10 protein-coding genes are annotated in these 16,232 nt (G+C 46.4%); 9 read left to right on the top strand and 1 reads right to left on the bottom strand.

Going from position 1 to position 16,232, the window contains the following annotated elements:
* Window positions 1–11 precede the first annotated feature (11 nt).
* From MYF79_RS03795 to MYF79_RS03760, 8 genes are read left to right on the top strand one after another with little or no spacing between them, the layout of a single operon-like run.
* Window positions 12–1,301 carry an MFS transporter gene (locus tag MYF79_RS03795; protein ID WP_247812631.1) on the top strand — a complete coding sequence of 430 codons (1,290 nt, stop codon included), beginning with the start codon at window positions 12–14 and terminating at the stop codon, window positions 1,299–1,301.
* A gap of 6 nt (window positions 1,302–1,307) precedes the next feature.
* Window positions 1,308–2,261 carry a carotenoid biosynthesis protein gene (locus MYF79_RS03790; RefSeq protein WP_247812630.1) on the top strand — a complete coding sequence of 318 codons (954 nt, stop codon included), beginning with the start codon at window positions 1,308–1,310 and terminating at the stop codon, window positions 2,259–2,261.
* Between the two features lie 52 nt (window positions 2,262–2,313).
* Window positions 2,314–2,655: a hypothetical protein gene (locus MYF79_RS03785; protein ID WP_247812629.1), complete on the top strand. Its 342-nt coding sequence runs from the start codon at window positions 2,314–2,316 to the stop codon at window positions 2,653–2,655.
* A 38-nt stretch (window positions 2,656–2,693) separates the two neighbouring features.
* The gene (locus MYF79_RS03780) at window positions 2,694–4,001 is read left to right on the top strand and encodes an SWIM zinc finger domain-containing protein (RefSeq protein WP_247812628.1); all 1,308 of its coding nucleotides are present in this window, start codon (window positions 2,694–2,696) and stop codon (window positions 3,999–4,001) included.
* A 6-nt stretch (window positions 4,002–4,007) separates the two neighbouring features.
* Window positions 4,008–5,456, top strand: a complete 1,449-nt coding sequence (locus MYF79_RS03775) for a DUF5691 domain-containing protein (protein WP_247812627.1) — start codon at window positions 4,008–4,010, stop codon at window positions 5,454–5,456.
* Between the two features lie 37 nt (window positions 5,457–5,493).
* Window positions 5,494–6,570, top strand: a complete 1,077-nt coding sequence (locus MYF79_RS03770) for an ATP-binding protein (protein WP_247812626.1) — start codon at window positions 5,494–5,496, stop codon at window positions 6,568–6,570.
* 9 nt (window positions 6,571–6,579) lie between these two features.
* Window positions 6,580–8,826, top strand: coding sequence for a DUF5682 family protein (locus tag MYF79_RS03765; protein WP_247812625.1), 2,247 nt, complete (start codon window positions 6,580–6,582; stop codon window positions 8,824–8,826).
* A gap of 6 nt (window positions 8,827–8,832) precedes the next feature.
* Window positions 8,833–9,963, top strand: a complete 1,131-nt coding sequence (locus MYF79_RS03760; RefSeq protein WP_247812624.1) for a VWA domain-containing protein — start codon at window positions 8,833–8,835, stop codon at window positions 9,961–9,963.
* On the opposite strand, the gene MYF79_RS03755 is transcribed toward MYF79_RS03760, so the two are convergent.
* On the bottom strand, window positions 9,964–14,625 hold the full coding sequence (locus MYF79_RS03755) for a DUF3320 domain-containing protein (protein ID WP_247812623.1): 4,662 nt from the start codon (window positions 14,623–14,625) through the stop codon (window positions 9,964–9,966).
* Between the two features lie 121 nt (window positions 14,626–14,746).
* Between MYF79_RS03755 and cls the strand changes: the two genes are divergently transcribed.
* On the top strand, window positions 14,747–16,225 hold the full coding sequence (gene cls, locus MYF79_RS03750; protein ID WP_247812622.1) for a cardiolipin synthase: 1,479 nt from the start codon (window positions 14,747–14,749) through the stop codon (window positions 16,223–16,225).
* Window positions 16,226–16,232 lie beyond the last annotated feature (7 nt).

The following is a 16,232-nucleotide window of genomic DNA, read 5'->3' as shown; positions in this document are numbered from 1 at the left end:
CTTTTCAAATAATGAGCAATTATCAAAAAAATGATACCGTCCACCGTATAAAAGCCATATTTACCGGCTCTGTCGGCAACCTGGTTGAATGGTATGACTGGTACGCCTACGCTGCCTTCGCCCTGTACTTTGCACCTGTATTCTTTCCTAAGGGAAATACCACTGCCCAGCTGCTGGACTCTGCTGCGGTCTTCGCTGTCGGTTTCCTTATGCGCCCCATCGGAGGCTGGTTGTTTGGCCGTATAGCCGACCAAAAGGGCCGGAAAGTATCAATGACATTATCTGTACTGCTCATGTCCCTGGGTAGTATGATGATCGCCCTGGCCCCTTCCTATGAAAGCGTCGGTTACCTTTCTCCAATATATCTTCTCGTGGCAAGACTCCTGCAGGGATTAAGCGTAGGGGGTGAATACGGTACCTCGGCTACTTACCTCAGTGAGATCTCCACACCGGGACGGCGGGGATTTTATTCCAGCTTTCAGTATGTAACGCTCATCGGCGGCCAGCTAACGGCTCTCGGTATACAATTGTTACTGCAAAAGGTCTTTCTTACTCCCGAACAATTGCAGGAATGGGGCTGGCGGATCCCTTTTGTGATCGGTGCAGGATTGTCCCTGTTCGCCCTGGTAATCCGCCAGCATATGCAGGAGACCCTTACCACTGAAAAAGAAAATAAAAAACGGGGGTCTGTAATCATACTGCTGAAAGAACATCCAAAGGCGGTGCTGACTGTTGTAGGTTTAACCATGGGTGGTACGCTGGCCTTCTACACCTATACCACCTACATGCAAAAGTTCCTGGTAAATACCGTGCATCTTACCAAAGAACGGTCCACGGTCCTGACCTTCTTCCTGATGCTCATCTACGCTTGCCTGCAGCCCTTGTTTGGTATGCTGAGTGATAAAATTGGCCGTAAACCATTGCTACTTTCCTTCGGGATATTAGGTACATTGCTCACCGTTCCTATTCTGACGGCCATCAGTCATGCAACGAATGAGCTGACGGCCTTCTTCCTTCTCCTCGCTGCCCTGCTTATTGTAAGTGGATATACTTCCATCAACGCAGTAGTGAAGGCAGAAATGTTTCCTTCTGAGATCCGCGCATTAGGCGTCGGGCTTCCTTATGCACTTACAGTAGCCCTGTTTGGCGGTACTGCTGAGGTTATAGCTCTCCAGTTCAAGAAGGCAGGTCATGAATCACTGTATTACTGGTACGTCACCGCTTGTATCTTTATATCCCTGATCGTTTATACCGTGGTTAGAGACACTAAACACACTTCCTTTATGGATAAAGAACAATAATTGCCTATGTTCCCTTATGCAAACATGCCTTATGGCTTTCCTCCCCCTTTCTGTTATCCGCTTACAGAAACCTGTATGATCATCCTGTTCATCCTCTCATTATTGCATGCATGGAAAACAGGAACAGGACATGTTGCCTATCTGCTGGGAGGCCTGGGTTTCGGGCTACTGCTGGAATATGTCAACGTCGCTTCCAACGCCGGCTATAAATATGGCCAGTTCTGGCTGATGCTTGGACATGCGCCTGACAACATTCCCATCTGCATCGGTATGGGATGGGGTATTATCATTTACACTTCCCGCCTTGTGTCCGACAGTCGTGGCCTGCCGCTTATTGCTGCCGCTGCACTTGATGCATTGCTGGCCCTGAATATTGATCTGAGCATGGACGTAGTGGCTTATCGCCTGCACATGTGGCATTGGGACTGGGAAAACCGGGGACCAGGCCTCTCGCCCCTTACAGCTCAATGGTTCGGAATTCCCTATGGCAACTTCTTCGGTTGGCTGTGCGTAGTGTTCTTCTATTCCACATTTGCCCGTACGCTTGAAAAAATACACTTCCGGGGCAGGCTTATTTCCCGTATCTGGCAGGCCATGACGCCTTTGTTATCTATTCTTATTTCCCAGGCCGCATTATGGATATCTCTATTTCCTATGTCGACCTGGCTGCATGATAAATTCGGCATTGCAAGCAGGGAAAAACTGATCTTCCTGCTCGTCTTATTCCCAATACTTGCCATCCGGGGATTCCGGAAAACAAGAACCTTGCCGATGGTCAAGCTTCCCGCTGTTACATGGCTGGCGCCTGGCTGGTTTCATCTCTACTTTTTCGCCTGGTTATTCATCGGCGGCTTTGCGGGAGAAAACGCCTGGATGACTTTCTTCAGCGTTTTAAATCTGTTGCTGGGTATATTTATTCACTGGTGGACCCATCTCCGCAAACCGGCAATAGGTTCCTAATATTTTAATCCCGAACTTAGCAACCGGATGTTATTTTAAATTTGAAGAAACAATGCAACAGGAAAGTAAAAGTCAGAAAATCAGCAAAATTGCGGCAAAGACAGCACTGAGGATATTTGTTATCATTTTGGCCATGGGACTCCTGCCGCTCATTGCCGGAAAGGGTGAGTCATGGGAAGCTAAAATGGTCACCGGTCATCTGGTATTCCCCAGTAAATGGACATTGGTCTATCCAGCCATCCTGTTTATTGGTTTTCTTACGCTTGCCATCATCTGCATAAAAAATAAATACCGGCAAACAGACATAAATTGGTTGCTCGTTTTGAATTCCGTTATCCTGATAGCTTACCTGGTGATATTATATACCAGGATCTATCATGCGCTGCTGGCCTAACATTGTTTGTATACAGTACTTTTTAAACTTTATATCCATTGCGCCTATCAGAAGAACAGGTGCTTGCATTGGCACCAGATGAACCTTCCAGGAAAGCCGGAAAGGCATTGGCCGGTACTGCCAAATGGGTGAGTAAAGGAGCCGGTGAACAGGCCTTATGGGGAGAATGCCAGGGAAGTGGCAGCAAACCTTATCAGACCCAGATAGCTCTTTCTGAGAACATTGCGTCCAAATGCAGTTGCCCCAGCCGTAAATTCCCTTGTAAACATGGTATTGGGCTAATGCTTTTGTATGCACGACAGCCGGAATTATTCACAGATAATGTTCCGCCTGCCTGGGTGAATGACTGGTTACAAAAGCGGTCTCAAAAGGAGATAAAACAACCGGATAAGGAAGAGAAGCCTGTCGATGAAACAGCACAGGCTAAGCGGCAACAGGCCAGGCAACAGAAAGTGGAAGATGGCATCTATGAGTTGTTACTGTGGATGAAAGATATTGTGCGTAACGGCCTGCTTCAGTTGCCAGAGAAGGGCACTTCCTATTGGGAGACCATGGCGCGCAGAATGGTGGATGCGCAGGCACCCGGATTGGCTGGCATGGTACGCGGACTATCAGAGATCAATTTTTACAGCGAAGGCTGGCAGCATGAATTCATGGATCAGTTCCTCCGGATCTACCTGGTAACACAGGGCTTCCTGCAGGGAGAGGCCCTTTCCTCCCCGCTGCAACAGGAACTTCGCTCACTTGTTGGCTTTACACAAAGCCAGGAATTGCTGCGGCAGCAAGCCGGCACAAAAGATACCTGGCTGATACTCAATAAACAATCGACCGAAGAAGATAATCTCACAACAGAAAAATACTGGCTGTACGGCCTTCACTCTTTTCAACCTGCACTTGTACTACAGTTCTACGCCAGAGGTATGTCAAGGCCGCAATTGTTATTAACTCCGGGCATGTCTATTGAGGCAGAACTGGTCTATTTCCAGTCCAATGTACCCCTGAGGGCTATTATCAAAGAACCGGTCACCAACAATTCCCTTCAGGACACATACGGATTACCGGGATGGCAGGAGCTGGCAGCTGCAGAAACTTCCCTTTCTGAAAAGATGCCTGTCCGCAGTGAACGGCCGTATATTGTACAACAGCTCACTCCCGTTCAGCACAATTTGACATGGTGGCTGAAAGATCAACGGGAACAGATCATGCCGCTGAAAAGCGGTTTTCGGAATATATGGAAACTACTTTCGCTGAGCGGCGGCCATCCATTAGATATGGCACTGCTGGGAAAAGAGCAGGAATACGAACCACTGGGCGTATGGCATAATGGGACCTATAAATTATTATAGCAGGACATGTGGAATAATATTATCAACACCGCTTTACTGGGTACGGGAAAAAAGCAGTTAACTCCTGCTGATCTTCCGGCCGATCTGGCGCCTGTGGCTGAAAAGATAATGGGGAACAAAAGCTTCGATGCGGAGACACAGTTCCTGCACATCGCTGCAGTAATGCTGAACTACAGGCAAAGCGGCGTGAACCCGGTCAACAACAGCGGCGTTTCTCTTGCACCCGCGCCTGCAGAAGAACACCCATATTGTAGTACCCGCGCTATTTATGCATTACAGGACGCGCTCGACATGGACCTGTTACCACTGGTTACCTACTGGCTGGAAGCTTGTCATAACAAAGGACGGATCGTTGTCCCGGAATATGTTCCGGTACTGTTAGATATTGCTGTTTCCCAGAAACGCATCCGCCATCTGGCCATGACGGTATGTGGAAAACGAGGGCAATGGCTAAGCAGTATGAATCCCGACTGGCAGTTCCCTTTTGCTGTAAGCAACGAAGATCGCTGGCAGACCGGTAGTGCTGAAGACCGCAGACAGGTATTACAGGAAATAAGGCAATCCTATCCGGGTATGGCCCGCGAATGGTTACAACAAACATGGGCTCAGGAGAATATTTCCACCAGGACAGAATTCCTGAAGATCATGCGCATCAATATCTCTGAAGAGGATCTTTCCTGGCTGGAATCACTGCAGGAGAAAAACCAGAAGGTAAAAGATGAAATATGGGCACTCCTGAAACAGGTTCCCTCCTCTTTCATTGTACAGTCTTACTGGCAGATATTGCAAGGAGCTATATCCCGTGGACCAGGCCAGTCGTTGCACATTTCCTTACAGCTGCCGCTGGATAAAAGGATTGTCGATTCAGGTATCGCCACCCTAAGCAATGAAAAGAACGTCAGCGAGGAAGCATACATCCTCTTTCAATTGATGGGCAGCGTGCCGCCATCATGGTGGGAGTCGCATTTTAATACAGATAAGGAAGAGGTTTTCCAGCTTTTTGAAAAAGATGATCTTGGCAAACGTTTCATCCCCGCACTTATACTGGCAGCAGGCAGGTTTAAGGATGCAGCATGGTTAAGATTGTTGCTGCAGAAAAGTACCGCCTTTTATCCTGATGTCATTCCTTTACTACCTGCGGCAGAACAGGAAGCATATGCTTTACGCCTGTTCAGTAACCATCCGCAGGACGTTATTAATTACCTGAGCAACCGTACAGATGAATGGGGGCTTGAAATTACCAGCGAAGTTTTAAGGTGGATGGCACGCAATCCTTATCAGTACACCCGCAATTTCTTTGATAAACACGTACTGCAACTTCCGCCGGCCATAACAGATGAACTGGAAAAACTGGCGCCGGAAGAACCTGCATATCAGGCTACCTGGAGAAATACCAGCGAGCATATACGAAAGCTATTGTCCTGTAAAGTAGAGATCAGCAATGCTTTCAAATAATTTATAAATTCAAACGATCACTTTCAAGCATATAAAGATGTCAAACGTACTACGTCAACATGCCGAACAATTGTTCCTGGAGGAACTGGAAGAGCTGAAAAAGCAGGATACTGAAAAGCGTCCTTACTCCTGGCAATTATCCCCGCAGGCAGTAGTTACTTATCTGATGGGAGGACGCCTGAAAAACGGGTTTGAAGTACAGCCTAAATATATCGGCAACCGCAGACTTATTGAAATCGCGGTTGCGACGCTTACTACTGACAGGGCCTTACTTTTATACGGACTGCCCGGTACCGCCAAAAGCTGGGTGAGCGAACACCTGTCTGCCGCTATCAGCGGAGATTCCACACTGATCGTACAAGGTACAGCAGGCACTGGAGAAGAAGCCATCCGGTATGGCTGGAACTATGCACGACTATTGGCAGAAGGCCCATCAGAAAAAGCACTGGTGGAAACGCCGGTAATGCGCGCTATGCAGACCGGAAAAATAGCCAGGATAGAAGAGTTGACGCGTATCAGTGCCGACGTACAGGACACCCTGATCACCATACTGTCTGAAAAGACATTACCGGTACCCGAACTGAACACGGCTGTAATGGCTCAAAAAGGCTTTAACATCATTGCCACTGCCAATAACAGGGACAAGGGTGTAAACGATCTCTCCAGCGCCTTAAAGCGCCGTTTCAACACCGTGATATTACCTGTGCCGGAGTCCATGGAAGAAGAAATAGATATTGTGAAACGCCGCGTGGAAAGCTATGAGAAAGTAATGGAACTGCCTGCGGAAAAGCCTGCAGTAGAAGAGATCCGGCGTATTGTGACCATCTTTCGTGAATTGAGAAGTGGCGTTACTACAGACGGAAAGACCAGGATAAAAGTGCCCAGTGGTACGCTCAGCACAGCAGAAGCAATATCTGTTGTGAATAACGGTCTGGCGATGGCGGCCTATTTTGGCGATGGCCAACTGAAAGCAACAGACCTGGCTGCTGGTATTATCGGTGCGGTATTAAAAGACCCTGTACAGGACAAACTGGTATGGCAGGAATACCTGGAAACAGTGGTGAAGAATCGTGAAGACTGGAAAGATATTTACCGCGCCTGCCGCGACCTATAAACAGATCTTATGTCAATACACATATTAGGCATACGACATCATGGACCCGGCTCCGCCAGAAATGTAAAAGACTACCTGGAGAAGACTAAGCCCGACATTGTACTGGTGGAAGGGCCGCCTGAAGCAGACGGTATACTGGAATGGGTCGGTAATGAACACCTGGTGCCGCCGGTAGCGATTCTTTGTTATCAGCCGGAAGCTCCTCAAAAAGCAGTATTCTATCCATTTGCCGAATTCTCTCCGGAATGGCAGGCCATTTTATATGCCCGTAAAAACAGGATACCGGTACGTTTCATGGATTTACCCGTGGCACACCAGTTTGATATAAGGGCCGCCCGGGAACCGAAGACTGATACGGAAGAAGCGCCCTCGCTAAACAATACACTGGCTCCTCATATACCTGATGCCCGTACTGTTAAATATAATCCCATTGCTTATCTGGCCGGGGCAGCTGGCTTTGCAGATGAAGAGAAATGGTGGGAACATATGTTTGAATACAGGCAACACCCGGAAGATGTATTTATTGCTATATCCGAAGGTATGCAGGCATTACGCCAGGATCTCCGCCTTCCCTACGACCGGGTAGAACAGTTGCGTGAAGCACATATGCGCAAAACTATTCGCCAGGCAGAGCGGGAAATGTTCACAGAGATCGCTGTCGTTTGTGGTGCATGGCATGCTCCTGCGCTCACCGACATGCCCAAAGCGAAAGATGATAATGACCTGCTGAAAGGGCTTCCCAAAGTAAAAGTAGCTGCTACCTGGATCCCCTGGACCTACAACCGCCTGAGTTATAGCAGTGGTTATGGCGCCGGTATCAATTCTCCCGGATGGTATGAGCATAACTGGCGTTACCCTGCAGACGATGGCACCCGCTGGATGGCCCGCGTAGCAAAACTATTCCGGGAACAGCAAAAAGATATATCAGTAGCACATGTACTGGAAGCCGTTCGTCTTTCGGCTGCATTGACAGCACTCCGGCATCTGCCCAAACCAGGGTTGGAAGAACTGAACGAAGCCACACTCAGTGTGCTTTGCAACGGGGAAGACTTCATGATGCAGCTGATCAACAATGAGCTCATTGTCAGCGATAAGATCGGAGACGTTCCATCAGATATTCCCAAGCCTCCCTTACAGACCGATATCGAAAAACAGCAAAAAAGGTTACGCCTGCCACAGACCGCCGACTTTAAAGATTACGTACTTGATCTCCGTAAGGAAACAGATCTTGAACGAAGCATCCTGCTACACCGGCTGGAAATGCTGGGCATCCAATGGGGCCAACGATACGGCGCCTCAGGAAAGGGAACCTTTAAAGAACAGTGGCGCCTTCAATGGGATCCCGGTTTTTCAATAGATATCATTGATAAAGGCAGCTGGGGCAATACAGTGGAAGAAGCCTCCTCTCAATATGTTCAGCATCAGGCACGTACCACTACCTCCCTGAATGAAGTATGTACTTTGCTGGAAGCCGCCATACCAGCTGAATTGCATACTGCTGTTGAGGTATTGGTACAGCAGGTGAATAATCTTGCCGCTGCTACCGGCGACGTAATGCAATTAATGACGGTCATACCAGGCCTGGTGCAGATCAGCCGGTATGGAAACGTGAGAAAGACGGATGCCTCGCTGGTTGAAAATATCATTGCCGGAATGATCACACGTATATGCGTCAGTCTGCCGGCCGCCTGTATCTCTATAGCGGATGATGCTGCAACAGAACTGCTGGACCTTGTCTATGGTATGAACGACGCTATCCTGATATTACAGGAAGCAGATCTTACCGCACAATGGCAACACACGCTCTCCAAGATAGCAGGCAATGATAGTACCGCTCCCATCATCGGAGGATATGCCACGAGATTGTTGACAGATCACAGGCAAATTGCAGGTAACGAACTGGTAAAGACCTTCAGTTATGCCATGTCTGCCGCTATACCACCTGCAATATCCGCTGCATGGCTGGAAGGCTTCCTGAAAGGTAGTGGTACCTTATTGCTTGTAGACAACGACCTCTGGACGGTGGTATATAACTGGATGCATCAACTGGAAGAAGATGCCTTCAAACAATTACTTCCCTTATTACGGAGAACCTTTTCCAATTTCAGTAAACCTGAAAGAAGAAAGCTGGGTGAAAAGGCGAAAGGTGGCACTGCCGGCAACTCCGGCATTCATCAACAGGAGCTGGACAACATCGATACAACAAGAGCATTGAAAGGCGTACCTGTAGTATTACAAATGTTAGGTATTAAATAACGAAGTATGGATGATCTGAATAAATGGCGTCTCGTATTGGGTGGCAATGATGCTGACGGTACAGGTTTCTCTCTCAGCGGACAGGAACTGCAAATGGACAAAACCCTGGAGGCGCTTTATGACAGTGAGAAAAAAGGAGGTCTCGGCCCCTCCTCTCCCAATGTAAGCCGCTGGCTGGGAGATATCCGCACATTTTTCCCTGCTTCCGTTGTCCAGGTAATGCAACGCGATGCCTTACAACGTTTGAATATCACACAGATGCTGCTGGAGAAAGAAATGTTGGAGAATGTGGAACCGGATGTGCACCTGGTCGCTACATTGCTAACATTGCGGCATGCTATTCCTGATAAGACAAGAGATACTGCGAAACAGGTGGTAAAAAGAGTAGTGGACGAATTGCTGAAAAAGTTGACACAACCAACACTACAAGCAATTACAGGCAGCCTTCACAGAAGCGTTCGTAACAGGAGGCCGCGCTACAATGAGATCAACTGGCATGCTACTATACTTAAGAACTTACAGCATTATCAACCGGAATACAAAACAATTATCCCTGAAACCCGCATCGGTTATGGACGTAAAACGACTTCTCTGAAAGACGTTGTACTGTGTCTCGATCAGAGCGGATCAATGGGCACTTCCGTGGTTTACTCAGGCATCTTCGGGTCTGTAATGGCGTCAATACCTGCTATCAAAACCCGTATGATCGTATTCGATACTGCTGTTGCTGATCTTACAGAAGAACTGGATGATCCTGTTGATCTTCTATTTGGCGTACAGCTGGGAGGCGGTACCGATATCCATGTTGCACTGTCGTACTGCCAGCAGATCATTACAAAACCTGCTGATACAGTACTTGTGCTGATCACAGACCTCTTTGAAGGAGGCAGTGATGATAATATGCGAAAACGTGCTGCAGAACTCATCGCAGCAGGAGTACAGGTAATTGTGTTACTTGCATTGAACGACGATGGTGCGCCCGCCTATGATCACAGCAATGCACAATTCTTCTCCAATCTGGGTATCCCTGTTTTTGCCTGTACGCCGGACAAGTTTCCCGACATGATGGCTGCTGCACTTAGCAAACAGGATATCAACAGCTGGGCTGCTAAAGAAGATCTGATATTGAAAAAGTGATCATTTCACTTTTAACCATTCATCATCCTGGTAAATGATCCCATCTGCCAGCGCCTTTTCAACGGCTTCCTGCAGGTCAGCTCTCAGATCTTCTGTGACGCGTGCAAAACCCAGTGTCTTTGCAATGACGGGAATAGCTGCAACCATGGTGATAGCAATTGCGTCGCCCACTACTTTTTCAATTACAGCCTGTAACTCTTCCGCTGCGATGTAAGTCATTCTGCGGGATGCGGCAGGAAGGTTTGCCCTGCTGCGCACCAATGGCGTAAGCATAGCCGCATCCCATAGGAATTCATCCCTTACTACTACGGAGTCATTACCAACTGCATCTGCAATAGCCTGTTTCAACACTTCACGTATCCTGTTACCTACACGCGATACATCTGCGGCCTCAAGTATCCGGCGGGTCACTTCCTCCACATGAACGGGGCTTTCCACCCGTACTACCATTTCCAGCCATGATCTTAATTTCTCAGCCGGATGCTGGTGCAGATCTTTTGTTGCTATTTCTTCCGGTAATACTGCCATCTCGTATAACGGTACATCACTTCCCTCCTCTTCATCTTCTCTTATCATCGTATAATCTTCCTCAGGTATATTGCCTTGAACATCCTCCTGTCCTCCCCTTGCATTTTCAATAGCCGCTATTAATCTTCTCAATTCTCTTTCCGGATGCCGAAACCAATCTGTACTCCATACGTTGTAAATGTTCCAGCCCATATTCTCCAGCACCTGCTGGCGCAATCTGTCTCTGTCTTTTGCAGAACGTGCAGCATGATATGCGGCCCCATCGCACATAATACCCAGCAAATATTTACCCGGATGCTGCGGATCAACTACTGCGAGGTCAATATAAAATCCCTTACTGCCTATCTGCTTCTTTACATTGTAACCCGCTGCTGTCAGATGATCGGCAACAAGCATCTCAAAAGGAATGTTTACAGGTAAGCCTTCCGTATATCCGCTTTGCATTGATCCATGTTGTGCGAAATACAGGAAGTTCTTGAGCGCACGTACGCCTTCACTTTCTGTTTTACTCAGATCAATATCATCGGCAGTAAGATTGGTAAATACTTCACAGCGTTGCTTTGCCCTGGTGATCAATACATTTAATCTTTTCTCACCGCCTTCGTTATTTAGTGGTCCGAAAGACAGGTTCACCGTGCCTTCCGGTGTGCGGCCATAACCAATACTGATAAAGATCACATCACGTTCATCCCCCTGAACATTCTCCAGGTTCTTTACAAAAAATGGTTCATGCGGATGTGCTTTAAAGAACATTTCCACCTCGGGCATTTTCTTCCTGGCCGCTTCCAGCGATTGCTGTATAGCCTGCATTTGCGCAGAGCTGAAGGCAACAACACCAAGGCTCAGCTCCGGATGATGCAGGGCATGTTCGATCACGGCCTCAGTAATTGCATCTGCTTCCCGCTGATTTGTTCTGGTCTTACCACGGTCGTATGTCGCATCTTTTAAATGATGATATACTAATCCCATTTTGTGCTCCGCTCCAGGACTTGGAAAGATCACTAATTTGTCTTCATAGAATTCATGATTAGACATACTGATCAACGATTCATGTCTGCTGCGGTAATGCCAGCGCAACATTCTCTGCGGCGCACCCTGTGCATCGCACATACCTAATATGCTCGGCATATCAGCAGTGACATTCTCTTCATCATCTACTTCTTTCATCAGAGAATCAAAGAATGTACTTGGTGGCAGCTGTTTGCTATCGCCTACTACAACCAGTTGTTTTCCTCTCAATAATGCGCCGAGTGCATCCACCGGCCTTACCTGGCTCGCTTCATCAAATATCACAAGATCAAATTGTAACGCACCTGGTGGTAAGAAGTTTGCAATAGAAAGAGGGCTCATCATGAAAACAGGTTTGATAGCCTGTATTGCCAGTCCTGCAGCCTGCATTAATTTACGTATAGGCATATGACGTGCCTTCTTGTTAAACTCCGTCCGCAGTACATTTACCTGCCCGCCGGCTTCCAGTGGTGGTACCCCATCCCAATGTTTTAATGCAGCCCGCGCCCTGTTATATTGGAGGTTAAGCGTATCTAATTTTACAAATTGTTTTATCGCAGCTTCATGACTTGATCTCTCAAACTTGCGCAATGATGCATGTGCTATCAACGCTTTTTCCCAGAGATATTCATACCATGTTTTCTGCAATGCTCCTTTTAATGCGGTTACACTTTCCGGCCAATATGCAACTGCATCTGTCAATGTCTGCAATCCTTCCGCTACAGCGGTTTCTACCAGATTGTTCCAGGAGATGGTGTGATGTATTTCAGGCAATCCGTTGATCCATGACTGCATCAGCAGGATCTGATCTTCATAGGGTCTTTGCAGTAATGGTGTGATATCTCGGAAGCGCTTTTTATCATTAAAGGCGAATGCAGTTGTTACGGCATCTATAGCCGCTCCCTGTTGCGATAGAAGTGTTAGCAGCGTATCATAATATCGCTTAGCTGTTTCTACCGGTTCATTTTTTTCCAGGTAATCTAATATTACGGAAGAGCATGTACCGTAACCGATCTGCTTATGCACTTCTGTTAAATAGTTAGCTATATTCTCAAGCAATTCCCAGTTGGTTTGCCCTTTCTGCCAACGCTGTACAAACAATTCTTTTGCTAAGGTCTCATACTCCTGCAATAATTTACTTAACCGTCTCGCTTCAAGAATAGCATCGATACATGCTAATTTCGCCTGCAGATCATCAGGCGCTCCCGTTTTATATAAAGCAGCCAGCTGACGGTTGGTTTTATTATAATCGCCTTTTAAAAACTTATACCACTTATCGCCATACGCCAGTAAGTTCTGACGCATTTCAAGTACCTGCTGATCCCATGCTTCCGGTATCAGCACAGCATCATAGAGCTGATGTATCTTACGCAGCCGCTTACCTGTTTCGATCAGTTCTTTGATATCGTCTTTCTGTTGCAACCATGCCGGGTGCTTCAAATGTACACCAGCTATATCCGGACGCACGGAAGCCAGTTGTACAAAGAAAGACAGGTCCATGCTGTATTTCCTGTTGAGCGGCATTGGCAATCCTACCTGGCCGGCAATAACAGCACTTTCATGTTGTAAGGCTGTAGTAGTGCTTTCTGCTTTCTGAAGTATGGGTATTAATTTATCCTGGCCGGCAGGTGTCAATACTGTTAACTCACATCCCCAGAATAACAATGCTGAAGGAATACCTGTTTCGCCTAACCTGTTTTCAATCCTTGTCGCCATTGCTTCTGCACGTTGCATGCGTAGTGCATTCCATGCATCTATATCTGGTATGGCGATACGCGGTAATGCTATTGTCGCAAACTGCTCTTTCAGTTTCAACAGGTATCCCATCAACTGATGCGGAGTAATACCACTTTCTCCGACAGGCGTATTTACAGCAGTACTATACTCATTTAACTCTTTCCTGTAATCATCCAATAATGTTACTTCCTGCTGTAACTGCAGAATGGCCGGCTTGCCCAGTTCCAGTGTTCTTCTTAATTCCTGATGCAGCTCTTTCTTATTTGCCTTATGACTATGCAACTCAAGACAGGCTTCTCCCAGTTGTATACTATCCAGTCTGCGTTTCACTACTTCCAGTGCAGCCATTTTCTCAGCAACGAACAATACCTTCTTTCCTTCACCAACTGCATTGGCAATAAGGTTAGTAATGGTTTGAGATTTACCTGTACCGGGAGGTCCCTGTATTACCAGATTGCGGCCTTCCTGTACAGCCAGCATTGCCAGCAACTGAGAACCATCCGCATCAACTACCTGGTGCAGTTCATGTGCTGTTGTTTCGGTATCAATAAATGCATCTTCACGAATGTCTGACGCATTCTCTTTAAACCCTTCTCCGAAAAGACTTTGTAGAATAGGATGATTCGCAGGCTTTTCATCAGCAGGCCATCCATCACTATCCAGGTCATGATACAACATTAATTTACCAAAGGAGAAAAACCCGAGTTCAACAGCATCAGCAACAACTTCCCAGTCCTGCATACCATTGATGGTTGCTGCGATCTGCTCTATATATTCGGTGACAGCTATTTCATCCGACTCCGGCATATCGGGCAAGGTAATACCAAATTCTGCTTTGATCTTAGTCTGCAAACTAAGGTTCATTTCTACCTCACTACCGGTATAGCGCAAACGAAATTTTTCTCTGGCACTGGAACGTTCAAGAGAAACAGGTATTAATATCAGGGGCGCCTGTCTTAGTTCTTTGCCATTATCTCTTTCATACCATTTCAACATACCTAAAGTCAGAAACAGAATATTCACACCCTGTTCTTCCAGGCTGGTACGTGCAGCATAGTAAGTATTTAACAACCTGTTCTGCAATGCAGCGGCTGTTTCAGTTGTCTGCAGACGCGTATCGTATACTATTTCCTCCGGCTCCTGCAATGGTAACGGTGGTTCGGAAACTTCCCCCTCTTTTTCTTTCTTTTCTTTCGGATCAGTTTTAGGTAGAAAAGTCATCGCCTTCCCCTGCTTCACCAATACCTCATATATATTGGCAATGCTTTCCTGCTCAATATGCACTCCTCTGCTAAGGGGTAAACGGTAATTCAACAAGGGGTTACGTAGTCCCAGATCCAGCAGCTCCCGGCGTGAAGCCTCGAGTTTGATAAGGATTGATTCCTTCATGTACAGTTCGTTGTAAGAACAAAAAAAATGATAATTTATGTTAAGAACGATTGATGGGGATAATTTATTCTAAAAATATTACCATTAACTTTATTGGCATAATTCTTTAGAAAGCAATTGCGTGTATCAGATATTATATTTCCTCTGGGGTACTGACTGGCATATAGCACTGAAAATCACTGGTTATGTGCTCATCTCACTTTCTTTTATAGGAATAGTGGGTACTATCTTGCTGGAAAACCGCAATCCGGTTAAGGCAATGGCTTACATTATGTTGTTGATCTTCGTTCCCATACTGGGACTAGTAGTATATTACTATCTGGGGAGAGACCTACGTAAGAAACGCCGTTTCACGCTCAAGGGAAGTAAAGATGAAACACTAATGTTGCGTTACTGGGAATCCCAGCGGAAAGAGATAGAACATTTGCAGGTCCAGCTCAGACACCTGGTATCAAACAAACAGGAAATATCTGCCATGTTGCTGAATACCCGGCACTCTGTACTTTCCCGCAACAATCGCGTACAGCTATTACTGAACGGAGAGGAAAAATTTCCGGCAGTCATGGAAGCATTAAGAGCAGCCAAACATCACATACATATTGAGTACTACATTTTCGCTGCAGATAATGTAGGTAATGAAGTAGCCAATATCCTGGTGGAGAAGTTAAAAGAAGGAGTAGAAGTCCGGTTCATATATGACGACCTGGGAAGTGATGACATCGGAGATATTCCTGATCTGCTGGAAGAACATGGTGCTGAAGTATTTTCATTTTCACCGGTGCTGATCAATTTTTATCTCAATGCTAATTACCGTAATCACAGGAAGATTATTATCATAGACGGAGAAGTAGGATTCACCGGGGGTATCAATATGGATGCACGTTATCTGAACACTGCAGAAAATGCTGTATTCTGGAGAGACACTCATCTGAAGCTGGAAGGCGATGTTGTCAATTTACTCCAACTGCAATTCATGATGAGTTATCGTTATTGTAGTAAAAATACTTTCCCTTTCGGCCCGCCTTACTTTCACCGTTCCGATCTCCGTGAGAATTGTTTTGCAGATATTGTAGCCAGTGGACCTGATTCCGAATTCCCCATGGCGATGCAGACTATTCTGATGGCTATTAACCTGGCAAGACGTTCCATCCGTATCAGTAATCCATACTTTATACCCAATGAACAGATATTAACAGCTTTGCAGATGGCCGCACTTGCGGGAAAAACTGTACAGCTGATCTTACCATTCCGCGGAGATTCTTTTTTTGTGCAACATGCAGCACAATCTTACATCAAGTCGATGCTTGATGCGGGTGTAAAAGTTTATTTCTATCAAAAGGGTTTTATACATGCCAAGTCAATTGCGATAGATGACAACCTCGCAATTGTTGGTTCTGTTAATCTGGATTACCGGAGTTTTTATCTGAACAGTGAAATTGCAGTAGTCGTTTACGACAAACAGTTTGTGCATAAGTTAAACTCCGCCTTTGAACAGGATTTACAGGATTCTGTTCACATAGAAAGACGTTTGTGGAAAAACCGCTCTATCGGGGAAAGGTTCATTGATGCTGTATGCAGATTGTTCACTCCTTTGTTGTAAACAAAAA

The sequence above is a fragment of the Chitinophaga filiformis genome, from assembly GCF_023100805.1.
GTDB lineage: Bacteria > Bacteroidota > Bacteroidia > Chitinophagales > Chitinophagaceae > Chitinophaga > Chitinophaga filiformis_B.
The sequence above is the reverse complement of the archived record's forward strand: the minus strand, read 5'-3'. Positions and strand labels throughout refer to the sequence as shown.

Coding starts and splice junctions, on each gene's coding strand:
- MYF79_RS03795 (WP_247812631.1), top strand. CDS start 12: ATGAGCAATTATCAAAAAAATGATACCGTCCACCGTATAAAAGCCATA.
- MYF79_RS03770 (WP_247812626.1), top strand. CDS start 5,494: ATGTCAAACGTACTACGTCAACATGCCGAACAATTGTTCCTGGAGGAA.
- MYF79_RS03755 (WP_247812623.1), bottom strand. CDS start 14,625: ATGAAGGAATCAATCCTTATCAAACTCGAGGCTTCACGCCGGGAGCTG.
- MYF79_RS03775 (WP_247812627.1), top strand. CDS start 4,008: ATGTGGAATAATATTATCAACACCGCTTTACTGGGTACGGGAAAAAAG.
- MYF79_RS03790 (WP_247812630.1), top strand. CDS start 1,308: ATGTTCCCTTATGCAAACATGCCTTATGGCTTTCCTCCCCCTTTCTGT.
- MYF79_RS03765 (WP_247812625.1), top strand. CDS start 6,580: ATGTCAATACACATATTAGGCATACGACATCATGGACCCGGCTCCGCC.
- MYF79_RS03760 (WP_247812624.1), top strand. CDS start 8,833: ATGGATGATCTGAATAAATGGCGTCTCGTATTGGGTGGCAATGATGCT.
- MYF79_RS03785 (WP_247812629.1), top strand. CDS start 2,314: ATGCAACAGGAAAGTAAAAGTCAGAAAATCAGCAAAATTGCGGCAAAG.